Source organism: Rheinheimera sp. (assembly GCF_965283995.1).
Taxonomy (GTDB): Bacteria; Pseudomonadota; Gammaproteobacteria; order Enterobacterales; family Alteromonadaceae; genus Pararheinheimera.
In genome coordinates this window covers 1,168,916-1,193,010 of record NZ_CBDIQG010000001.1, presented here as the reverse complement: position 1 = coordinate 1,193,010, position 24,095 = coordinate 1,168,916, and the positions used below count along the sequence as shown (strand labels likewise).

Below are 24,095 nucleotides of genomic sequence, written 5' to 3'. Positions count from 1 at the left end.
ATCTGCGCGGAGTTTAATCTTGTCTGAATCTGTTGCTGCGGTGCCTGCGTTGACTGCGCCAGTGTCTGGGCTGTCGGTGGTGATGTTCTGCTCCGTCATTGATAATTTTGGTGATATCGGTATCTGCTGGCGGTTGTCACGTCAGCTGGTGGCAGAGCATGGCTGTAAGGTGCGGTTGTTTGTGGATGATCTGGCCAGCTTTGTCCGGATTTGTCCTGAAGTTGCCCCCACGGCAATACGCCAGCATATTGCCGGTGTCGACATTCTGCACTGGCAGACGGCTGTGCCAGCACAGACGTTACTGGAAGCCGATGAACTTCGTACTGTCCAGCTGTGTATTGAAGCTTTGGCTTGCACTGTGCCGGCGGATTTTCTCAATGCACTCGCTAGAGCCAACCCACAGGCGCTGTGGCTGAATCTGGAGTATCTGACTGCCGAAGACTGGGCCAGTGGCTGTCATGGTTTGCCATCGCCTCAGGCGGGGATCCGGTTAAAAAAGTACTTTTTTTTCCCTGGTTTTACTGCGGATGTGGGTGGACTGCTGCGTGAGTCGCAGGTGGTGGCATCCGCCCGGCATCTGCAGCAACATGCGGCTGCCAGAGCTGCGGCGTGGCGTCAACTCGGTCTGACATTGCCTGCGCCGGATTGCCGGGTGATCTCAGTGTTTGCGTACAGCCAGGCCGGGATCCAGTCTTGGCTGGAACTGCTGAGTGCAGACAGCCGGCCGAATTGGGTACTGGTTGCCGAAGGTGCACTGGCGCAATATTTGCGCGCCGGTTATCCGGACCTGCAACAGCAGGGGCTGTTGCAGTGGGGGAGTCTGACACTACAGATCCTGCCGTTTGTGCCGCAACCGGATTACGATGTTTTGTTGGCACTCTGTGATCTGAATTTTGTCCGAGGTGAAGATTCGGTGATCCGCGCCCATTGGGCCGGCCGGCCTTTTATCTGGCAGATTTATCGTCAGGCAGAGCAGGCGCATCTGGAAAAACTCGACGCATTTCTGACATTGATGTTGGCTGATGAGCCGCCTGCACTGGCAGCTTGGTGGCGTCAGGTGCATCTGGTCTGGGAACAGGAGCAGAATTTTGCTGCTTTTTGGCCACAACTCGTAGATAATTTCTATGAAATACAGGGTCTTATGCTGCGCTGGCAGCATAAGTTACTGGCTCAGCAAGATCTTGCCAGCAACCTCGTGCGTTTTGCACAAAACCGACTTATAATGTCGCGCAATTTTTCCTAACAAGAAGATATTTCAATTATGATGAAGACTGCTCAAGAAGTACGCGCCGGCCAGGTCATTATGGTCGACAACGAGCCGATGGTTGTTCAGAAAGCTGAATTCAACAAATCAGGCCGTAACTCCGCTGTTGTAAAAATGAAGCTGAAAGGTCTGCTGTCTGGCCAGGGTACAGAAACTGTATACCGCGCGGACGACAAATTTGAACAAGTTCTGCTGGAAACTAAAGAAGTAACTTATTCTTACTTCGCTGATCCAATGTACGTGTTCATGGATGCTGAATACAATCAATACGAAATCGAAGCCGACAACATGACAGATGCTCTGAAGTATCTGATGCCAGAAATGGCTTGTTCAGTTGTGTTCTACGGCGAACGTGCTATCTCTGTTGACCTGCCGACTATCGTAGTTCGTGAAGTGACTTACACTGAACCAGCTGCCCGTGGTGACACTTCAGGTAAAGTCATGAAGCTGGCAAAACTGGAAACTGGTTTTGAAATTCAGGTTCCGGCTTTCGTTGAGATCGGTGACAAAATCGAAATCGACACCCGTACTGACGAGTACCGCAGCCGCGCCAAGTAATTGGTGTTCTGCTAAAAAAAACCGCCTTTTGGCGGTTTTTTTTTTGCACAGTTCATCCCCCTTGGGTTATCGCCATGCGTGAATCATTCGTCTGCCTCAGACTGAATGAGGGTTTAGCAAAGCTCTGATCGTCAAGTCATGGCCGCGAGCCCGGATTTGACTAAGTAGCAATAACGCGCAGCCGTAAGCATCCTCCAGCGCATTGTGCGCTTGGACCTGTGGCAGGCCATGGCGCAACAGACATTGGTTCAGACTCAGAGCGCTGCTTTTTACCACCTGGCCCTGGCGCTGCAGGCGTTGTTGCTCAAGGGCCAGCGTATCTGCGAATCGCAGTGCCGGACTTTGTTGGTATTGACGTTTGAAGGCCTGCTGCAAAAAACGGCTTTCAATGGCACTGTGATGACAGACCAGCACCCGACCGGCAGCGGCTTGTAAAAACTCGCGTAAAAATTCACTTTCGCTGATGCCACCAGCCAAATCGGCCTGATGCAAGCCGTGGATCACGGCACTCTGACCGAGGGTTCTGGCCTCGGCAGTTGCAGGTCGCAGTGTGCTGTAAAAGCTGTCAGACAAATCAAGCTGCAACTGATTGATGCAGACCCATCCCGCACTGACAATATGATGCTGTTTAGCGTCCAGACCACTAGTTTCCAGATCGAGCACCAAAAAATGCGCCTGGCGCGCCAGCAGTTGACCTGAAACCGTCTGTAGTCCGGGAAATGCCGGAGTGCGGCGTAGCGCGTTCAGTCGCTGTAACCAGCTACTGAATAACATTCTTATAGCTCCCGGCAATAACGCTGTGCCACGATTTGCTGGTGCTGACTGATCACGGCAAAGGCATCTTTCAGCTGATGACGTTGCAGCACATTCAGCTGGGCCGGGTCCTGTAAATTGGTCATTGAGCCGCCTTGTTGCAGTGCGGCATATTGCAGTTGCCAGCGCAGCTGATGCAGCAATTCAAATGCAGCGGTTAAATCCCGCGCTTCGCTGGCGTTGAGCACCTGCAATGTGACCAAGGCGGCGAGTCGTGCCGGCGTCTGGACGGCAGAAACCCCATGCGCCAGCGCATGGACTCTGACGACATCATGAATAAGCGCAATGCCGCGTTTTTTTAAATCCAGCCCCCGGCGTTTGGCGCCGTCCTGCTCGAGGATAAAGTGCTTAAAAAATCCCAGTGGCGGTTGATGGCTCAGCGCATTTTTTGCCAGTTGCCAGATAAACAGCTGTTGGTGGCTGATGGCCAGAATGTCCGACTGCAGTGCATTAAACAGTGCCTGACTGCCAGCGACCACCCGGGCATCAAAATAAATACTGCTGTCGAGTAACGCCTGTGGTGTGGGGGTCTGGATCATGCTGGCATAACGGCCCGACCAGCCACAGAGACTGAGCCGAAGCTTCGGATTGGTGGCCATCACCAATCCCGGACAATGCACCTGACCAGAGCTGGCCAGGCCGTCACAGACAAAGCTGGCAAGCGCACTGAAATAGCGTTCAACATCACCGACCGGTTCTTTCTCCAGCAACAGGGCATTGTCTTGATCAGCACTGAGTAACATGTCCTGGCGGGCTTGCGAGCCAAAGCATAACCAGCTGAATGCACATGGGGCTGGGCCAAGATGTTGTAGTGCCAGCTTTAGCCAGCTTTGCGCCAGCGCGTCATACAAAGTGGTCAGGATTTGACTGATTTCGCGGGATGGCAATTGTTGTTGTCCCAATTGCCTGCACAGTTGTGTGATAGATGCCTGACAGGCGCTCAGGCCGGCACTATCGTGCTGGCGGTGAATATGGCTGATTAAAAATAGGGGGTGTTCTTGCGTACTGCGCACCAAATCGCTGGTCGTCAGCACACCGGTGATGTTGCCAGCCTGTTCGACCGGTAAGTGGTGAATATTATGCTGGCTCATCAGCTGCAGGGCTTCAAAACTAAAAGCGTCGGCGGCAATGCGGTAAGGATTGCGCGTCATCACCTGCTCGACGGGGGTATGCGCTGGCAGGCCGGCGGCCAGAACTTTACTGCGTAAGTCGCGGTCGGTCAGAATACCGCAAAGCTGGTTTTCGGCTATGACTAAGACCGACGATATCCGCTGCTGCGTCATTAATATCGCCGCCTGCTGGATCGTGGCATCACCTTGTATGCTGTAAACCTGCCGGGCACAGAGATCGCCAACACGCTGATGGTCGGTTGCACTTTGCTGATGCAGATGCAGCGCCCTGCCAAGCAAGCGCTGAAAATACAACGCAAAGTTCTTGAACTGATGCTGATATTGTTCGAACACCGCCTGCGGGATCAGATAGAGCAAGCCATCTTCCTGACAATGTAGTTGTTCGGCGACATCCTGTTGCGTTAGCAACTGGCGATAGCCCCAACAATCTCCGCTTTGCAGTGGATACAGCTGCTGTTGTTGTTGCATCAAAAACAGGCCGGTACGCACCAATATCAGCTGGTGACTGAACGGTAGTTGTTCGGATTGCACGGCGTAATAAATCTTGATTTGCTGGCTGAGCGCGGTGAGATCGGCCGCCGGTAAATCGGCAAAAGGGGGAACTTGCGTTAAGAACTGCACCACTTCCTGAATTTGCATGACAAGCTCCTGAATGAAAAAGGTCAGCGCCGGGACGCTGACCTGATACTGCGGTGTGTCCGATTATCTCAGAGTAAACTTAGTGGGCAGATGCCGCACCAGCACCTTTCGGGAACCGGATAGATTCAACAATTTCCTGTACTTCGACCGGGACTTCTTTGGTGAATTTGCTAACCACAAAGGCCACGATGAAATTCACCAGCATCCCCACGGTACCGATACCTTCCGGTGAAATACCGAGGAACCAGTTGGCCGGAATATTGGCCGCCATCGGGGTGATAAAGATGCCTTTAAAGTAGACGATATAGCCGATGGTAAACACCATACCTGCTAACATACCGGCGATCGCACCTTCTTTATTCATTTTCTTGTAGAAAATGCCAAGGATAATCGCCGGGAAGAAGCTGGCAGCGGCAAGGCCGAAGGCGAATGCCACCACCTCCGCGACAAAGCCCGGTGGATTGATACCGAGGTATCCAGCCACCAGAATGGCGACTGCGGCAGCGCCCCGCGCATAACGCAATTCCATTTTATCTGAGATATTCGGCATCAGATTTCGCTTCAGTAAATCATGCGAAATTGACGTCGAAATCACCAATAACAAGCCGGCTGCAGTGGATAATGCTGCCGCGATAGCGCCTGCAGCTACCAGTGCAATCACCCAGTTTGGTAACTGCGCAATTTCCGGATTTGCCAATACCATGATGTCGCGGTCAATGGTCATCTCATTGCGCTCATCGCCTGAATAAAACATGCGGCCGTCACCATTTTTATCTTCGTGCTTGATCAGACCAGTTTTTGCCCAGTTGCTGATCCACTGCGGTGTTTCGCTGACCAGCGTGCCTTGTTGATCTGCGCCATTGATGGTGTTGATCAGATTGTAGCGGGCAAAAGCGCCAATCGACGGTGCCGTGGTGTACAGGATCATGATGAAGATTAATGCCCAGCCAGCGGAAATACGCGCATCTTTCACGCGTGGCACTGTGAAGAACCGTACGATAACGTGAGGCAAACCGGCAGTACCGACCATCAAGGCTGCCGTAATGGCGAACACGTCGATCATTGATTTAGTGCCGTCGGTATACATGGCAAAGCCGAGATCTTTTGACAGGCCGTCTAATTTATCCAGTAAGTACGTATCTGTGCCTTCAATAGTGCCACCAAAGCCAAGCTGTGGAATGGGGTTACCAGTGATCATTAATGAAATAAATACAGCGGGGACCAGATAGGCAAAAATCAGCACGCAATACTGAGCGACCTGGGTGTAAGTAATGCCTTTCATACCACCAAGTACGGCATAGAAAAACACCACGGCCATGCCGACGACGACACCGGTTTCAATATCTACTTCCAGGAAGCGACTGAACACCACGCCGACACCACGCATCTGGCCGGCAACATAGACAAACGACACCAGGATCGCACAAACCACGGCAACGGTGCGGGCCGTTTGTGAGTAATACCTATCACCGATAAAATCCGGCACTGTGAATTTGCCGAATTTACGCAGGTAGGGCGCCAGACATAACGCCAGCAACACATAACCACCGGTCCAGCCCATCAGATAGACTGAACCATCGTACCCCATAAAGGAAATTAAACCGGCCATCGAAATGAAGGATGCTGCAGACATCCAGTCGGCTGCAGTTGCCATGCCATTGGCTAGCGGTGATACACCACCGCCGGCGACGTAAAATTCGTGAGTGGAGCCGGCCCGTGCCCAGATTGCGATACCTATGTACAGCAGGAAGGTCGCGCCGACAATAATATAAGTGAGAGTCTGTAAATCCATGGCGCGCCCCTTAATCTTCTTGGACGTTGTATTTTTGGTCTAACTGATTCATCTTCACCACGTAGACGAAAATCAGCAGGACAAAAACGTAAATTGAACCTTGTTGCGCGAACCAGAATCCGAGCTTAAAGCCGAAAAACTGGATTACGTTCAGCGTGTCAACAAATAAAATGCCGGCACCGAATGAAACCGCAAACCAGATCGCCAGCAGTTTCAGCATCAGACTGACATTTTCGCGCCAATAGGCACTGGCTTGTTCAGAGCTGTGAAACGCCATAAAGTCTCTCCTCGTTGTGTTTTGTTTATTGTTATAACCTGTTGTGAGCTGGCAAATGCCGCTCTTCACACAATAGCCGGTGTTAGCAAAACGCCTAGCCCGACTTTAGTCGAAGTGGTTGACAGGCATCAGGTTTTGCCTGTTGATGTGATTGACACTCCGGCCGATTTGTCAAAGACTGAGCAGCAACGACAGACGGAACCTTGCTGGCTGTAAAGGTTGTAACTAATTGAAATAAAAAGAGGAGTGTCGGGTGGCAACAGGCTGGATCATCTTGCTGGCAGTCGCGTATATCGGCGGACTATTTGCCATCGCGAATTGGGCTGACCAGGCGCGGCATGATTCACTACTACAAAAGTATGGGGGTGCGATCTACAGCCTGGCGCTGGCGGTCTATTGTACTTCCTGGACTTATTATGGTGCCGTGGGGTCTGCAGTCAGTTCTGGTTGGGACTATCTGCCGATTTATCTGGGTCCGGTGCTGTTGTACTTATTCGGTCATCGTTTATTGCGCAAGCTGCTGTTTGTCGCCAAAAAACACAATGTGACGTCGTTAACCGACTTTATCAGTGCCCGATATGGCAAACGCCAGGCGATTGCAGCGCTGACTGCATTATTGTGCCTGGTGGTGGTAGTGCCCTACATCGCGTTACAACTCAAAGCGGTGACAAGCTCCTATCAGGTTTTAATTGGCGGTTCGGCTGATTCCACAGGACCAGTGTGGCAGGATTCGGCACTGTGGAGCGCAGCGACAATGGCGTTGTTTGCCATTTTATTTGGCACCCGTAAGCTCCACCTGACTGAGCAAAATCGTGGCGTGATGGCGGCCATCGCCTTTGAATCCGTGATTAAACTGGCGGCACTGTTGTTATTGGCTGGTGCAGTGCTGTACTGGCTGATCCCGGCCCCCACTTTGTTGTTACAACAGTTCCAGCAACACAGCGCCAGCCAACAATCAGCTGAAGCCTTTAGTGTGCTGAGTTTTTTCACTAAAACCTTACTCGCTGTCTGTGCGGTATTTTTATTGCCGCGGCAGTTTCATGTCACATTTGTCGAAAATACGGCGGCGACCCATTTGCATCAAGCAAGGCGCTGGTTTGTGCTGTATCTGGTGTTGGTGACGCTGGTGGTCGTGCCCATCGCCATGGCCGGTGTGGATTTATTTCCGACCCAGCTGAATCATGCCGACAGTTTTGTATTGTTAATCCCGGCCAGCCAGGGCTGGGATGTCCTCAGTGCGTTCGTGTTTATCGGCGGATTTTCGGCTGCAACCTCGATGATTGTGATTGCGACGCTGGCACTTGGCACGATGATCAGTAATGACGTCGTGATGCCTGCCATTTTAAGACGTCGGCAGATGCAGCCACATACCGGCGACTACAGCAGGTTAATTCTGCGCGTACGCCGTTTGATGATTCTGGTCGTGATGGCTTTATCCTGGGGTTATTATCGTTGGTTTGCGCGCAGCTACGAGTTGGCAGAAACCGGTCTTTTGGCATTTGCGCTGATCATTCAGCTGGCGCCGGCAGTGCTTGGTGGTTTGTACTGGCGGCGGGGTCATGCCTGGGGCGTTTATGCCGGGGTCTCGGTCGGATTTGTGTTGTGGTTTTATTGCCTGATGCTGCCGCAGCTGGTCAATGCCGGTGTACTGGCAGAGCCATTGCTGCAGCAGGGGGCTTTTGGCCTGCAATGGCTCAGACCCACCGCATTATTCGGCGTTCAGTTAGACCCGCTCAGTCACGGTGTGTATTGGTCACTAGGGTTAAATACGCTGGCCTATGTCGTGGTATCACTATTACACAAAGCCGATTTAAATGACCGGCTACAAGCCGTGGCTTTTGTCAAACCTAACCTGCCACTGCCGGATGATGGCAAATCCTTAAAACGAACTGCGCTGCGCTCTGCCGATATGCTGACGTTGCTGGAGCGTTTTGTCGGTAGCAACCGGGTGCAGGAAGCTCTGGACGAATTTGCCCAGCGCAATGGCTACAGGCCCTCCGCAGACGATGTTTTACAACCGCAGTTAGTACGCCATGTCGAACGTGAGCTCGCCGGGGTGATTGGCTCGTCCAGTGCCGCAGCGATGGTCAATGCGGTGTTGGAAGGTCGATCTTTTGCTTTCGAAGACGTCGTCACGATGTTTGATGACACGCGCGAAGCCATTCAGTTTTCACGCAAGATCCTGTTCTCGACGCTGGAAAACCTTAGTCAGGGCGTCAGTGTGGTGGACCGTGATCTGCAATTAGTCGCCTGGAACAAAAAATATCTGGAAATGTTTGAATATCCGGCCGGCATGATCCGGGTAGGCCGTGCTGTGGCCGATATTGTGCGTTTTAATGCAGAGCGTGGTTTGTGCGGCGAAGGTGCTGCCGATGAACATGTCGCTAAGCGGATCAGTCACTTGCAAAATGGCACCGCCCACGTGTTCCAGCGCGTACGGCCGGATGGTTCCGTCATCGAAATTCGCGGTAATCCAATACCTGGTGGGGGTTTTGTTACCAGCTTTACCGATATCACCGAGCACGTCAAAGCGGTGCAGGCGCTGGCTGCCGCCAAGGAGCATTTGGAAATCCGGGTGTCAGAACGCACGGCGCAAATCAGCCAGATGAATGCGGATCTGCTGGCGGAGGTTGATCTGCGTCGCACCACTGAGTTGCAGCTACTGCAGGCAAAAGCGGAAGCTGAAGCTGCCAATGCCTCAAAAACCCGCTTTTTGGCACTGGCCAGTCATGACATTTTGCAGCCGCTCAACGCAGCGCGATTGTTTTCGGCCGCGCTGATTGATCAGGGGTTGAATGATAAAGGCCGGCAAATGCTGGGGCAGTTGGATAATTCATTAAAGGCAACAGAAGAGCTGATGGCGACCTTGCTGGATATCGCCAGGTTGGACGAAGGCAAACTGGAGTTTCCGGTCGGACCGGTCGATTTGCGCGCGATGCTGCTTCAGCTGGCTGATGAAAGTCAGCTGTTGGCGCAGCAGAAACAGTTACAGTTGCATGTCCGGCCAGGTCATTTTCAGGTCAGCAGTCATCCCACTTATTTACGGCGGATCATTCAGAACATACTGAGCAATGCAATCAAATATACCCAAAACGGCAAAGTGTTGATGGGTTGTCGCCGGCGGGGCGCACAGGTCTGGATCGAAATTTGGGATACCGGGCCTGGTTTATCGGAGATGGACCAGCAACAGATTTTTGTCGACTTTTTCCGTGTGCAGGCAACCGCACGTGGCCAGCAAGGTGTCGGTCTTGGCCTCGGCGTGGTGCAGCGGATGGCCAGAAGCCTTGGCCATCCGCTACAGGTGCATTCTGTACCGGGTCACGGTAGTTGTTTTCGGGTAGCAGTCCCGTTGCTGGCCAGTCATTTACCTGCGGTGTTGACCAGTAATACCGAAAATACAGCGACACCGGCTGTTGCCATCAGTGCCGGACTGCAAATCCTGTGTGTCGATGATGACCATAGCAACCTTGCGGCGCTTAATGTGTTATTAACGCAATGGCAACTCGGTTCTATTGCCTGCGACGACAATGGTCAAACCGCGCTGCAGCGCAACGAGCCGGTAGATATTTTGATCGCTGACTATCAATTAGGCGAGCCGCCTGATGGGCTGCAGCTGTTTATCGCATTAAAACAACGCTGGCCGAAGCTGCGTGGCGTCTTAGTGTCGGCAGCGCCTGATCCGAGCCTGCCCGCGCGGGCTAAGGCGGCCGGGATGGTGTTTTTAGCCAAACCGATCAAAGCAGCGGCCTTGCGTGCGGCTTTAAATTCACTGAAACTGCACAGCCCTGAATGACGCAGGGAGATACAACAAGGAGATTTGCATGCGTGCCGAACTGGAAAGCCGATTTTTTCTGCTGATGTTGGTTGTCGTGACGTTAGCCTTCGGCTGGGTGCTGGAACCATTATGGGGCGCAGTATTTTGGGCCTGTGCACTCAGTGTGATTTTTTATCCGCTGCAACAGTGGTTGTTAGTGCACGTATCAGCCCGGCGTGGCCGAATGGCGTTAGTGACACTGCTGTGTTCAGTGCTGGTGGTGGTCTTACCGCTGTTGGCTATCGGTGCGTCATTTGTGCAGGAAGGCATCAGTTTCTACGACCGTTTGCAAAGCGGTGAAGTGGATCCGGCAAAAATGATTGATGCGGTTAAATCAGCGTTTCCGGCTGTGGTTTCAACCCTGCATGATTTCGGCATCAATACGGATAACCTGCGGCAAAAATTAAGCGATTTTGCGATGACCACCAGCAAAGTTCTGGCCAGTGAAATGCTGGCAATAGGCCAGAATGCCGCCGGCCTGTTTCTGAATATTGCGTTGATGTTGTATCTGGCATTTTTTCTGTTGCGTGACGGCCCTAAATTGCTGCATTTGCTGGTTGAAGCGTTGCCACTTGGCGACGAACGCGAACATCTGTTATTTGCTAAATTTGCTGAAGTAACCCGCGCGACGGTGAAAGGCAATCTGGTGGTGGCGCTGGTACAGGGCACCCTTGGCGGCATCATTTTTTATCTGTTAGATATTCCTGCGCCAGTGCTGTGGGGCGTCGTGATGACTTTTTTAAGTTTGTTGCCGGCCATTGGCGCGGCGCTGGTCTGGTTGCCGGTCGCACTTTATCTGTATGCAACCGGACAATGGCAGCAGGCCACCGTGTTGATGGTTTATGGCGCTACAGTGATCGGTCTGGCAGATAACATGCTGCGGCCATTATTAGTCGGACGCGATACTAAGCTGCCGGATTATGTGGTGTTGTTTTCCACGATCGGCGGCATCAGTCTGTTTGGCATCAACGGTTTTGTCTTGGGGCCATTGGTCGCAGCGCTATTTATGGTGTTCTGGCAAATTTTCATGACCGAGTTTAACCAACGTTCGTCATCCTGAGTACCGGCACAAGTGACGGATCTTCGCCAGAAAACGCTCTGGCAAGCTGAGCTTGGCTGACGCTGTGACAGGCAGCCAGCCCGGTTGAGGTTGCCATTGTGCTCATTGATTCGCCGGGGGCAGGGCAAATCGTTGGTGCTGACGACAAGCGGAATTTTGTTATTCACCGCTTGCATTGAACAAATATTATCTGACTATACTCAGCGGTAACCATCGCTGAAAATCAAGTACAAGGACGAAGTCAGTGGAAAATCTTGAGCAGTTAGAACACTTTGTCAATATAGGCTTGGCGCTGGCCCGGCAAACAGACCGAACCATACTGCTCGAACAAATTCTGCAAAGTGCCCAGCACATTAGCCAGGCTGATGGTGGCACTATTTACCGTCTGACCAGTGACAACAGCCTCGAGTTTGCCACTTTATTCAATCGCAGTCTGGGTTTACACCAGGGCGGAAGCTCAGGACAGAGTCCGGCATTGGCGCCAATTCCGTTATATATCGCCAGAAAACCAAATGACAGTGCCGTTGTGGCGCTGGCTGCTGTGCAAAAACAACCTATCGTCATTGATGACGTGTATCTGAGTCCACTGGTCAACCAGCAAAAAGCCCGGGAATTTGACCAGCAGCTGGGCTATCGCACGCAATCGATGCTGACAGTACCACTGCTGGATCATCAGGGCGATGTGACCGGGGTGCTGCAGTTGATTAACTGTCTCGATAGTGCCGGTCAGGTGCAGGCATTTTCAGCTGAGACCCAGCGTCTGGTGATTGCGTTGTCCTCTATGGCGGCGATGGTGCTGACCAATAAACAGCTGGTGCTGGATTTGGAAGAACTGTTTGGCGCCCTCAGCAGATTGCTCGCTAAAGCCATCGATGAAAAATCACCTTACACCGGTGGTCATTGCCGGCGGGTGCCGGCGATCACGATGCTGTTGGCACAGGCATGTACTGAAACCCGCGAAGGTCCGCTGGCTGATTTTGTGATGAGCGACGCGGATGTACATGAGTTATCAGTGGCAGCCTGGTTACATGATTGCGGCAAAATCGCGACGCCGGAATATGTGATGGATAAAGCCACTAAGCTACATGGGTTACATGACAACATTGCTTTAGTAGAGACCCGTTTTGAAATTGCCAAACGCGATATATTGCTGGATCAGTCGCTGGATCAAACCAGCCGTGAAGAGATGTTGGATCAACTACGGGTTGATTTGAAGTTTTTGCAACACAGCAATATTGGCGGCGAGTTTATGTCGTGGGAACTGCAAAAGCGGGTGCGCGATATCGCTGCCCGGTACCATATTGTCATTGCAGGAGTTGAGCAGTCGGTGCTGACACCGGCGGAAGTCAGCAACTTATGTATAGAGCGTGGCACCTTGAATCCCGAAGAACGACGCGTCATTAATCGGCACATTGATATCACTATCGAAATGCTGGAATCGTTGCCTTTCCCAAAACATCTACGCAACGTGCCGGAATATGCTGGTGGCCACCATGAAAAAATGGATGGGACCGGTTATCCCCGCGGATTAAAAAAAGAACAAATGTCAGTGCAGGCCAGAATTATGGCGATTGCCGATATTTTTGAAGCCTTAACGGCATCAGACCGGCCGTACAAAAAAGCGAAAACGCTGTCCGAGTCTTTGCGGATCTTAGGTTTTATGGCAAAAGAACAGCACATTGACGCGGATTTATTCCGCATTTTTGTGGAGCAAAAGGTTTATCTGACGTTTGCCCATGAGTTTCTGGCCGCTGAGCAAATTGACGAGGTCGACCACAGTGCTATCCCCGGTTTGTCTTAGCCGGGATGTCGGGACAAATCGCGATCTGCCGGTGTTTCCAGTTGCAGGCGCTGTGCTTGAATAACAACCTGGGTCCGGTTGGTAACGCCTAGTTTGCGGAAAATAGCCGTCATATGCGCTTTGACCGTAGCTTCAGAAATGTGTAAATCATAAGCGATTTGTTTATTCAGCCAGCCTTCGGTCAGGTAATACAACACTTTATATTGTTGTTGTGTCAGTTGTGCGACCCGGGAAGCCAAGTCTGAATCATCATGCTGTTGCGGATCCGCTTTGAATAAATGCTGATATTTCTCCGGCAACCACAACTCACCGTTCAGGACAGTATTCAGCGCATTGCCAATTTCCAATGGATGCGCCGATTTCGGGATATAAGCCGATGCACCGAAGTTCATCACCCGACGGATCACATCAAGGTCATCACTGGCGGAGATCACGACAATTGGCATGGTCGGAAAGGTCTTACGCAATTGAATTAAACCAAGAAAACCGCAGTTCCCTGGCATATGCAAATCGAGTAACAACAGATCGGCGTCCGGATGTTGTTCCAATGCCTGTACTGTCGCGTCAAAACAATCGGTTTCGATTGTGGCTTCAACCGTGATGAGATTGCCAATCGCGTTAATCAGCGCATTGCGAAACAGTGGGTGGTCGTCGGCGACAATTAATTTGGTCATCAGGTGCCCTCGGACAGAGAAGATATGTATCCAGTTCCAGCTTAACCAGTCTGTGCCAGTCTGTCCATGGCAAACAGAGGCCATAATCCCTTACAGATTATGGCCTTACCTGTTGGCTACTTGTTGAGACGATTATTAATCAAATGCTCAACTACAGACGGATCCGCCAGTGTCGAGATATCCCCCAACGAATCATGCTCATTGGCGGCAATTTTCCGCAGAATACGGCGCATAATTTTGCCCGAGCGGGTTTTCGGTAAACCCGGCGCCCACTGGATCAGATCCGGCGAAGCTATCGGAGAAATCTCCCTGCGCACCCAATCCCGCACGGCTTTGGTCAGTTCATCGCTTGGCTCTACACCGACGCGAGGGGCGATAAACACATAAATACCCTGACCTTTGAGGTCATGCGGGTAACCCACCACAGCCGCTTCGGCAATAGCTTCATGCGCCACCAGACAACTTTCGATTTCGGCCGTTCCGAGACGGTGACCTGAGACGTTTAATACGTCATCGACACGACCTGTCAGCCAGTAATAGCCGTCATCATCACGCTTGGCACCATCACCAGTGAAGTACATGCCTTTATATGTCGAGAAATACGTTTGTTCGAATCGTTCATGGTCACCATAGACAGAACGCATCTGACCTGGCCAGCTATCCAGCAGCACCAGATTACCTTCACAGGTACCTTCAAGCAGATTACCTTCGTTATCGACAATTGCCGGCTGTACACCAAAAAATGGGCGAGTCGCAGAACCTGGTTTTAATGCGGTTGCACCAGGTAAAGGTGTGATCAATACACCACCGGTTTCAGTTTGCCACCAAGTGTCGACGATCGGGCAGCGACCTTTACCGACATTGTCATGGTACCAATGCCATGCTTCCGGATTGATTGGTTCGCCCACGCTACCCAGCACTTTCAGTGACGTCAGGCTGCTGCCGTCAACAGGCGCAGTGCCATGTGCCATCAGTGCACGAATAGCTGTTGGCGCAGTGTAGAGGATATTGACCTGGTACTTATCGACAATTTGGGCAATACGTTTGACGCTTGGATAGGTTGGCACCCCTTCAAACATCACGCTGGTCGCGCCGTTTGCCAAAGGACCATACACTATATATGTGTGGCCGGTGACCCAGCCGACGTCGGCAGCACACCAATAGATGTCCCCAGGATGGTAATCAAACACATATTGGTGGGTCATCGATGCCCAAACCATATAGCCGCCGGTGGTATGTAACACACCTTTTGGTTTACCGGTGGAGCCTGAGGTATAAAGGATAAACAGCGGATCTTCAGCGTTCATCGCTTCCGGTTCGCAGTGCTTCGGCTGCGCTGCCAGTAACTCGTGATACCAAACGTCGCGGCCCGGGTGTTCGTCAATGTTCTGGCCGACGTGTTTCACAACGATGACATGTTTAACCGGATTGGCTTTGCCTAAGTGCGCGATGGCCTGGTCGGTATTATCCTTCAGCGCCGTCATGCGCGCGCCGCGTAACGCCTGATCTGCGGTAATGACCAGTTTCGAATCACAATCAACAATCCGGCTACCTAAAGCATCCGGCGAAAAACCAGCGAAAACGACGGAGTGAATAGCGCCAATCCGGGCGCAAGCTAATAGCGCAACCGCCGCCTGTGGGATCATTGGCAGATATACAGTGACGCGATCACCTTTACCAACTCCAAGCGCGCGCATGCCGTTCGCCAGCTGGCAGACCTCGTCGTACAGTTCCTGATAGGTCACCGCTTTTTGTACACCGGGTTCGTCACCCTCCCAGTAATAGGCCACTTGATTGGCCTTTTCCGGCAGATGACGATCCAGACAGTTGTAGCTGGCGTTCAGGGTACCGTCACTGAACCAGTTCACATGGACTTCGCCGAGCGCAAAGCTGGTATCTTTGACTTGAGTGAAAGGCTTGAACCAATCAATACGTTTACCGTGCTCAGCCCAGAATGCGGTTGGGTTATCCAGCGAGGCCCGGTACATTTGCAGATAAGTGTCGTTGTCCGCCCAGGTCCGCTCTTTGGCTGATGCCGGGACCGGATATACAGATTGATGTGTCATGGTTCGTCTTCCCCGTGTGGCGCTTTGCGCCTGATGTTCTTTGATGATCCAGTTCTACCGAAACTACCCGTCAGGGCAAATTAGACATTAGTCTAGAAGTACCCACGTTTACGACTAATGGCTAATTGAGCAATTTGTGTCCGTCTACCAGATTTGCAGTGGCATTAAAACCACAACAGATCAACAGACAAGGTAGCGGAGTACAACTATGCAACAAAATCTGCCCACACAAGGTCACACCAGCCGGCTTACTATCACGCGGACAGCCATGGCTGTTGCATTATGCATGGCGGCATACAGCCAAAGCGCAGTCGCAGGTTTCAAAGTCGGTGATACGACCGAAATCAATATCGGCGGGTATCTCAAACTGGATGCGCTGTGGACTGATACTTCAGACGGTCAAATCGCCACGGGGATTGGTCGCGAGTTTTATGTCCCAAGCCTTACCCCAGTTGGTGGCGCCGGTGAGTCAGCGACCTGGGACATGCATGCACGTCAATCCCGCTTCTTTATCGGTAGTGAGACCATGCTGGAAAATGGTAAAAAAGTTACCGGACGTTTTGAATTTGACATGATGGCAACGACGGGAACGGGTGACCAGCGTGTCAGCAACGGCTATGCGCCCGAGATCCGTCATGCATTCTTAACTTATGACGGTTGGTTGTTTGGACAAACCTGGACCACCTTTATGGATACCAATGCGTTGCCTGATAGTCTGGATTTTGTCGGCACGACCGATGGTACTGTATTCGTGCGCCAGGCACAGGTGCGGTACACCACTGGCGGTTGGGTGTTTGCCGTAGAGAATCCTGAAACGACAGTGACTCCGAATGGTGGCGGCAATCGCATAGTGACCGACGACAATTCTTTGCCGGATCTGGTGGTACGCTATAACCATGCCGCAGACTGGGGCGGGTTAACGGTGTCAGCCTTAAGCCGGCAGCTGTCGATGCAGCAAGGTCTGGTCGATGATTCCGTACCAGGGTATGGCCTGTCGTTCAGCGGTAAAATCAATGTATCTAAAACTGATGACATCCGTTTTGCTGTCACTTACGGTGATGGGCTTGGCCGTTACCTTAGCCTGAATACCGGCAATGATGCGGTGCTGACCAAAGCGGGCGCGTTAGAAGCAATTAGTAGTATCGGTTATACGCTGGCATACAAGCACTCCTGGAATGATAAATTGCGTTCAAGCTTCTTTTACTCTGCACAGCAGATTGACAATCCAACAGACCTCACCGGTCTGGCACAAACAGAAAGCACATCCAGTTATAGTGCGAACCTGATTTACCAACTGGCCAGCAAGGTATCCGTCGGTGTCGAAGTGCGACATGCAACGCGCGTACTGGAGTCGGATTTAGACGGTGACCTGAACCGCATTCAGTTCTCAGCGAAATACGATTTCTAAGATACAGCTGATATCAACAGATCTATATAGCTAGTCACGCCGTACAGACCCCCAGATTCACAGGAGGTTTGTATGACGCATCGATTAGAACACTTAAACTTTCAGGATGTCGTGATTGATAAGCTGACTGTCCATTCATTTGAAATGGGCGTTTATCTGGCTGAAGTCGATTTTGATGGCCGTAACGGGTACATCATTGGTGAGAACAATAAACCGCGACCGTTCTATAGCGTGAGCCAGGTAAAGCAGCAACTGTCGTCCGCTACTATAAAGGAAGCGTTTTTGGTGCATGCATCTGCCTATGACGAAATGATTGGGCAGGGCGATAAGGTCGATAATCGTCTAATTGTGCCTATCTAGGATATTTTATTGCCTGTTAGCGGGGCCTAATTGTGTGAAGAATAAACGGATCGTCTGAAAAAGCGGCGGACGATTCGTTTTCCTTGTTTTTTCTGCGTGAACTGCTTGCGCGAGATTTAAAACGACCTATAATGCGCGCCATGCCGACGGGGTGAAGCGAAACGCGAAACGCCGGGTGAGTTTGAAAAGTGAAAAATAGTCGATAAAAAGACGCTTGACACGAATTAAAAACTGACTAAAATGGCCGCCTCGCAGCGAGGTTGGGGTGAAAGCCTCGAAATCGCAAGTGAGGCAAGTAAGTAGGTTGAGCAGAGTAGTTTATTTAAATAGTAAATTTCTCTGCTTGACTTAAAATCTGGGAAGTGTAAGATACGCCTCCCGCTTCGAAGTCGAAGCACGCTCTTTAACAATTAGCAATCAATCATCTGTGTGGGCACTCGTTGAAGATGTATCGCATGATACGAATAAAATCTTCAGTTGAGTGACTATATAGTCAATTTATTTAGTCAGTAAACTGAGCAGCTACTTCGGTAGCAAAAAACTTTTAATTGAAGAGTTTGATCATGGCTCAGATTGAACGCTGGCGGCAGGCCTAACACATGCAAGTCGAGCGGGGTTTTCGGACCTAGCGGCGGACGGGTGAGTAATGCGTAGGAAGCTACCCGATAGAGGGGGATACCAGTTGGAAACGACTGTTAATACCGCATAATGTCTACGGACCAAAGTGTGGGACCTTCGGGCCACATGCTATCGGATGCGCCTACGTGGGATTAGCTAGTTGGTGGGGTAATGGCTCACCAAGGCGACGATCCCTAGCTGGTTTGAGAGGATGATCAGCCACACTGGAACTGAGACACGGTCCAGACTCCTACGGGAGGCAGCAGTGGGGAATATTGGACAATGGGCGCAAGCCTGATCCAGCCATGCCGCGTGTGTGAAGAAGGCCTTCGGGTTGTAAAGCACTTTCAGCGAGGAGGAAGGGTTAGTAGTTAATAGCTGCTAATTTTGACGTTACTCGCAGAAGAAGCACCGGCTAACTCTGTGCCAGCAGCCGCGGTAATACAGAGGGTGCAAGCGTTAATCGGAATTACTGGGCGTAAAGCGCACGTAGGCGGTTTTTTAAGTCAGATGTGAAAGCCCCGGGCTCAACCTGGGAATTGCATTTGAAACTGGAAAACTAGAGTGTGTGAGAGGGGGGTAGAATTCCAAGTGTAGCGGTGAAATGCGTAGAGATTTGGAGGAATACCAGTGGCGAAGGCGGCCCCCTGGCACAACACTGACGCTCAGGTGCGAAAGCGTGGGGAGCAAACAGGATTAGATACCCTGGTAGTCCACGCCGTAAACGATGTCTACTAGCTGTTCGTGGTCTTGTACCGTGAGTAGCGCAGCTAACGCATTAAGTAGACCGCCTGGGGAGTACGGTCGCAAGATTAAAACTCAAATGAATTGACGGGGGCCCGCACAAGCGGTGGAGCATGTGGTTTAATTCGACGCAACGCGAAGAACCTTACCTACTCTTGACATCTACAGAACTTAGCAGAGATGCTTTGGTGCCTTCGGGAACTGTAAGACAGGTGCTGCATGGCTGTCGTCAGCTCGTGTTGTGAAATGTTGGGTTAAGTCCCGCAACGAGCGCAACCCTTATCCTTAGTTGCCAGCGAGTTATGTCGGGAACTCTAGGGAGACTGCCGGTGATAAACCGGAGGAAGGTGGGGACGACGTCAAGTCATCATGGCCCTTACGAGTAGGGCTACACACGTGCTACAATGGTATGTACAGAGGGAGGCAAGCTGGCGACAGTGAGCGGATCTCTTAAAGCATATCGTAGTCCGGATCGCAGTCTGCAACTCGACTGCGTGAAGTCGGAATCGCTAGTAATCGCAAATCAGAATGTTGCGGTGAATACGTTCCCGGGCCTTGTACACACCGCCCGTCACACCATGGGAGTGGGTTGCAAAAGAAGTAGGTAGCTTAACCTTCGGGAGGGCGCTTACCACTTTGTGATTCATGACTGGGGTGAAGTCGTAACAAGGTAACCCTAGGGGAACCTGGGGTTGGATCACCTCCTTACCAAAAGCGAACAGATTTAACGAAGTGTCCACACAGATGATTGATTGTCATGTAGAGCAAACAGTAAGACCCATTGCGGTTACGGCTGGTCTGTAGCTCAGGTGGTTAGAGCGCACCCCTGATAAGGGTGAGGTCGGTAGTTCGAGTCTACTCAGACCAACCAATATCGCCTGTATGGGGTTATAGCTCAGCTGGGAGAGCGCCTGCCTTGCACGCAGGAGGTCAGCGGTTCGATCCCGCTTAACTCCACCATTCCTTGTGAAATCATAAGCGAAGAAAACAACTGTTTGAGTTCAAATCAGAATGCACCACGGTGTGTTGTGATTTGAGCTTTACGCTCATACTGCTCTTTAACAATTAGGTAAGCTGATAGAAAGTAATAAATAAGGTCAACAATTTTATTGTGAACCTTACTCACAACAACATACGAACCGAAGACAATTTGGGGTTGTATGGTTAAGTGACTAAGCGTACACGGTGGATGCCTTGGCAGTCAGAGGCGATGAAGGACGTGCTAACCTGCGAAAAGCTGTGAGAAGTCGGTAAGAGACGTTAGACTCACAGATGTCCGAATGGGGAAACCCAGTGTGTTTACACACTATCGTATGATGAATACATAGTCATACGAGGCGAACCGGGAGAACTGAAACATCTAAGTACCCCGAGGAAAAGAAATCAACCGAGATCCCCTTAGTAGCGGCGAGCGAAAGGGGGCTAGCCCTTAAGTTGATAGCAATGCAGTGGAATCATCTGGAAATATGAGCGATACAGGGTGATAGCCCCGTACACGAAGCGTTGTTATGAATGAAAACGAGTAGGACGGGACACGAGACATCCTGTTTGAACATGGGGGGACCATCCTCCAAGGCTAAATACTCCTGACTGACCGATAGTGAACCAGTACCGTGAGGGAAAGGCGAAAAGAACCCCTGTTAGGGGAGTGAAATAGAACCTGAAACCGTGTACGTACAAGCAGTGGGAGCCTCCTTGTGGGGTGACTGCGTACCTTTTGTATAATGGGTCAGCGACTTACGTTTTGTAGCGAGGTTAACCGAATAGGGGAGCCGTAGGGAAACCGAGTCTTAACTGGGCGAATAGTTGCAAGGCGTAGACCCGAAACCCGGCGATCTATCCATGTGCAGGTTGAAGGTTGGGTAACACTAACTGGAGGACCGAACCCACTAATGTTGAAAAATTAGGGGATGACGTGTGGATAGGGGTGAAAGGCTAATCAAGCCGGGAGATATCTGGTTCTCCTCGAAAGCTATTTAGGTAGCGCCTCGAGCGAATACCATTGGGGGTAGAGCACTGTTAAGGCTAGGGGGTCATCCCGACTTACCAACCCTTTGCAAACTCCGAATACCAATGAGTACTACTCGGGAGACACACGACGGGTGCTAACGTCCGCCGTGAAAAGGGAAACAACCCAGACCACCAGCTAAGGTCCCAAAGTCATGGTTAAGTGGAAAACGATGTGGGAAGGCATAGACAGCTAGGAGGTTGGCTTAGAAGCAGCCACCCTTTAAAGAAAGCGTAATAGCTCACTAGTCGAGTCGGCCTGCGCGGAAGATGTAACGGGGCTCAAACCATGCACCGAAGCTGTGGACTTGCATTATGTGCAAGTGGTAGAGGAGCGTTCTGTAAGCCTGCGAAGGTAGATTGTGAAGTCTGCTGGAGGTATCAGAAGTGCGAATGCTGACATAAGTAACGATAAGGGGAGTGAAAAACTCCCCCGCCGGAAGACCAAGGGTTCCTATCCCATGCTAATCAGGGTAGGGTAAGTCGGCCCCTAAGGCGAGGGCGAAAGCCGTAGTCGATGGGAAACGGGTTAATATTCCCGTACCGACAGTACTGCGATGGGGGGACGGAGAAAGCTAGGCAAGCATGGCGTTGGTAGTCCATGTGAAAGTACGTAGGCAGAGGGATTAGGTAAATCCGGTTCCTTAATGCTGAGATACGAGACGAGCCACCACGGTGGTGAAGTTGCTGATGCTACGCTTCCAGGAAAAGCCTCTAAGCTTCAGGTACTGTTGACCGTACTCGAAACCGACACAGGTGGTCAGGTAGAGAATACCAAGGCGCTTGAGAGAACTCTGGTGAAGGAACTAGGCAAAATAGTACCGTAACTTCGGGAGAAGGTACGCTCTCTAATGTGAAAGACTTGCTCTGTAAGCATCGGAGAGTCGCAGTGACCAGCTGGCTGCAACTGTTTATTAAAAACACAGCACTCTGCAAACTCGAGAGAGGACGTATAGGGTGTGACACCTGCCCGGTGCCGGAAGGTTAATTGATGGGGTTAGCGCAAGCGAAGCTCTTGATCGAAGCCCCGGTAAACGGCGGCCGTAACTATAACGGTCCTAAGGTAGCGAAATTCCTTGTCGGGTAAGTTCCGACCTGCACGAATGGTGTAATGATGGCCAGGCTGTCTCCACCAGAGACTCAGTGAAATTGAAATTGCGGTGAAGATGCCGTATACCCGCGGCTAGACGGAAAGACCCCGTGAACCTTTACTATAGCTTGGCACTGAACATTGACCCTACATGTGTAGGATAGGTGGGAGACTATGAAGTTGGAACGCCAGTTCTGATGGAGTCGTCCTTGAAATACCACCCTTGTATGTTTGATGTTCTAACGTAGGTCCCTAATCGGGACTGCGGACAGTGTCTGGTGGGTAGTTTGACTGGGGCGGTCTCCTCCTAAAGAGTAACGGAGGAGCACGAAGGTTGGCTAAGTACGGTCGGACATCGTACGGTTAGTGCAAAGGCAGAAGCCAGCTTAACTGCGAGACAGACACGTCGAGCAGGTACGAAAGTAGGTCTTAGTGATCCGGTGGTTCTGTATGGAAGGGCCATCGCTCAACGGATAAAAGGTACTCCGGGGATAACAGGCTGATACCGCCCAAGAGTTCATATCGACGGCGGTGTTTGGCACCTCGATGTCGGCTCATCACATCCTGGGGCTGAAGTCGGTCCCAAGGGTATGGCTGTTCGCCATTTAAAGTGGTACGCGAGCTGGGTTTAGAACGTCGTGAGACAGTTCGGTCCCTATCTGCCGTGGGCGTTGGATGATTGATTGGAGTTGCTCCTAGTACGAGAGGACCGGAGTGAACGAACCGCTGGTGTTCGGGTTGTCATGCCAATGGCACTGCCCGGTAGCTACGTTCGGAACGGATAACCGCTGAAAGCATCTAAGCGGGAAGCCGGCCAAGAGATGAGTCATCCCTTGTGCCTTGAGCACACATAAGGGTCGTTGGAGACCACAACGTTGATAGGTGAGGTGTGGAAGCGTGGTGACACGTTAAGCTAACTCATACTAATTGCCCGAGAGGCTTAACCATACAACGCCCAAGTTGTTTTAGCGCGTGTTGTTGTGAAACGAATGATCAGCTTACTTAGTTAAAGACAGACAAACAGTTTTTGCCTGGTGGCAATAGCGCTGTGGAACCACCTGAATCCATTCCGAACTCAGAAGTGAAACGCAGCTGCGACGATGGTAGTGTGGCAGTTGCCATGCGAGAGTAGTACACCGCCAGGCTCCCAATACAAAAGAACCCCGCTCAGAGAGCGGGGTTTTTTGTATTTAGAATCCGGCGGTTTACTGAGCGCAGAGTAGTACAGTGACGGCGGGATTTAAGAACGCCAACAGTTTGGCGTTCTTCCGACGGAACAATCCCGAGCTCTGCGAGGGATATGAAGGCTCCCAATAAAGCCAAAAGGCCCACTCAGTCGAGTGGGCCTTTTTGCTTTATGGCATCCTGACGGAATATTGCCCGAGCAGGACAATCCCATGCGAGGTAGTACAGCGAAATCGGGAATTCGTGAAGCCAACAATTTGGCTTCACGCCGATTGAGCACACCCGAAGCTCCGCGAGGGTGCAGACTCCCACGAAGCCGCTATGTTGACTTAAGGGGCGCAAACAGTTTTTTACGCGATTGCCCGTCACTCGGTGAACAATCCCGAGCTCTGCGAGAGAAATCAAGGGTTTCCAATAAACGAGAAAGCTTCAGTCGGAAAATTGAGGCTCTTGCCATTTTATGCCAGAAAGATTCAGATGCCGTGTTGTATCAACAAAACACAAAGCTTGGAACAAGAAGATTCTGTTGATTCCGTATCTGAACTCTGGTCGTTCACACAGGCTTATGGCATAAAGGTGTACTGCTTTTACAGATTGCTGAATTCATGCGTATTTTCCTGAATCGAACCAGCATGGTCTTGGTGTTCGTCTTTGGTATAACCGGCTGTCAACAGAGTCCGGTTGGTCTGTTGCCAGGGCCGGAGCAAGACATCGGATTGACGTCGGCTTTGAAGCAGCGCATGTCTGTCGCCCCAGACCATCCATGTATGCTTTCAGATGCAATCAACGCAGAGC

Annotated in this window: 13 protein-coding genes, 2 tRNA genes and 3 rRNA genes; 12 read left to right on the top strand and 6 right to left on the bottom strand. The window is 51.4% G+C overall.

Annotation, left to right across the window (positions count from 1 at the left end):
* Positions 1-19: 19 nt before the first annotated feature.
* Positions 20-1,243, top strand: a complete 1,224-nt coding sequence (gene earP / locus ACQ66Q_RS05440; protein WP_430455857.1) for an elongation factor P maturation arginine rhamnosyltransferase EarP — start codon at positions 20-22, stop codon at positions 1,241-1,243.
* A gap of 18 nt (positions 1,244-1,261) precedes the next feature.
* Complete coding sequence (gene efp, locus ACQ66Q_RS05435; protein ID WP_430455856.1) at positions 1,262-1,822, top strand: elongation factor P; 561 nt, start codon at positions 1,262-1,264, stop codon at positions 1,820-1,822.
* Positions 1,823-1,918: 96 nt separating this feature from the next.
* Here the strand turns inward: efp and ACQ66Q_RS05430 are convergent, their stop codons facing one another.
* The 4 genes from ACQ66Q_RS05430 to ACQ66Q_RS05415 form a co-directional block, all read right to left on the bottom strand.
* Positions 1,919-2,596, bottom strand: a complete 678-nt coding sequence (locus ACQ66Q_RS05430) for a 3'-5' exonuclease (RefSeq protein ID WP_430455855.1) — start codon at positions 2,594-2,596, stop codon at positions 1,919-1,921.
* Positions 2,597-2,598: 2 nt separating this feature from the next.
* Positions 2,599-4,404 (bottom strand): putative nucleotidyltransferase substrate binding domain-containing protein, encoded by a 1,806-nt coding sequence (locus tag ACQ66Q_RS05425; protein WP_430455854.1) that lies wholly within the window; start codon positions 4,402-4,404, stop codon positions 2,599-2,601.
* Between the two features lie 79 nt (positions 4,405-4,483).
* On the bottom strand, positions 4,484-6,196 hold the full coding sequence (locus ACQ66Q_RS05420; protein WP_430455853.1) for a sodium:solute symporter family protein: 1,713 nt from the start codon (positions 6,194-6,196) through the stop codon (positions 4,484-4,486).
* A gap of 10 nt (positions 6,197-6,206) precedes the next feature.
* Entirely contained in the window at positions 6,207-6,473 is a 267-nt protein-coding gene (locus ACQ66Q_RS05415; RefSeq protein ID WP_430455852.1) for a DUF4212 domain-containing protein, read from the bottom strand.
* 253 nt (positions 6,474-6,726) lie between these two features.
* Here ACQ66Q_RS05415 and ACQ66Q_RS05410 point away from each other — a divergent pair, with 253 nt between their 5' ends.
* The 3 genes from ACQ66Q_RS05410 to ACQ66Q_RS05400 all read left to right on the top strand — a co-directional run bounded on the left by ACQ66Q_RS05410 (position 6,727) and on the right by ACQ66Q_RS05400 (position 13,148).
* Positions 6,727-10,266: a PAS domain-containing hybrid sensor histidine kinase/response regulator gene (locus tag ACQ66Q_RS05410; protein ID WP_430455851.1), complete on the top strand. Its 3,540-nt coding sequence runs from the start codon at positions 6,727-6,729 to the stop codon at positions 10,264-10,266.
* A gap of 28 nt (positions 10,267-10,294) precedes the next feature.
* Positions 10,295-11,347, top strand: a complete 1,053-nt coding sequence (locus tag ACQ66Q_RS05405; RefSeq protein WP_430455850.1) for an AI-2E family transporter — start codon at positions 10,295-10,297, stop codon at positions 11,345-11,347.
* 244 nt (positions 11,348-11,591) lie between these two features.
* Positions 11,592-13,148: an HD-GYP domain-containing protein gene (locus ACQ66Q_RS05400; RefSeq protein ID WP_430455849.1), complete on the top strand. Its 1,557-nt coding sequence runs from the start codon at positions 11,592-11,594 to the stop codon at positions 13,146-13,148.
* On the opposite strand, the gene ACQ66Q_RS05395 is transcribed toward ACQ66Q_RS05400, so the two are convergent.
* Positions 13,145-13,822 (bottom strand): LuxR C-terminal-related transcriptional regulator, encoded by a 678-nt coding sequence (locus tag ACQ66Q_RS05395; protein ID WP_430455848.1) that lies wholly within the window; start codon positions 13,820-13,822, stop codon positions 13,145-13,147. The two genes, ACQ66Q_RS05400 and ACQ66Q_RS05395, sit on opposite strands and share 4 nt — an antisense overlap.
* Positions 13,823-13,938: 116 nt before the next feature.
* Positions 13,939-15,888 (bottom strand): acetate--CoA ligase, encoded by a 1,950-nt coding sequence (gene acs, locus ACQ66Q_RS05390; protein WP_430455847.1) that lies wholly within the window; start codon positions 15,886-15,888, stop codon positions 13,939-13,941.
* Positions 15,889-16,096: 208 nt separating this feature from the next.
* Between acs and ACQ66Q_RS05385 the strand changes: the two genes are divergently transcribed.
* From ACQ66Q_RS05385 to rrf, 7 genes are all read left to right on the top strand, one after another.
* Positions 16,097-17,296 carry a DcaP family trimeric outer membrane transporter gene (locus ACQ66Q_RS05385; protein ID WP_430455846.1) on the top strand — a complete coding sequence of 400 codons (1,200 nt, stop codon included), beginning with the start codon at positions 16,097-16,099 and terminating at the stop codon, positions 17,294-17,296.
* 72 nt (positions 17,297-17,368) lie between these two features.
* Entirely contained in the window at positions 17,369-17,656 is a 288-nt protein-coding gene (locus tag ACQ66Q_RS05380; RefSeq protein WP_430455845.1) for a DUF6482 family protein, read from the top strand.
* Between the two features lie 545 nt (positions 17,657-18,201).
* Positions 18,202-19,726 (top strand): 16S ribosomal RNA (locus tag ACQ66Q_RS05375).
* A gap of 86 nt (positions 19,727-19,812) precedes the next feature.
* Positions 19,813-19,889, top strand: a tRNA-Ile gene (locus ACQ66Q_RS05370).
* 13 nt (positions 19,890-19,902) lie between these two features.
* A tRNA-Ala gene (locus tag ACQ66Q_RS05365) sits at positions 19,903-19,978 on the top strand.
* Between the two features lie 202 nt (positions 19,979-20,180).
* Positions 20,181-23,063 (top strand): 23S ribosomal RNA (locus ACQ66Q_RS05360).
* An 82-nt stretch (positions 23,064-23,145) separates the two neighbouring features.
* A 5S ribosomal RNA gene (rrf, locus tag ACQ66Q_RS05355) occupies positions 23,146-23,260 on the top strand.
* Together the 16S, 23S and 5S rRNA genes with 2 tRNA genes alongside form the textbook arrangement of a ribosomal RNA operon.
* Positions 23,261-24,095 lie beyond the last annotated feature (835 nt).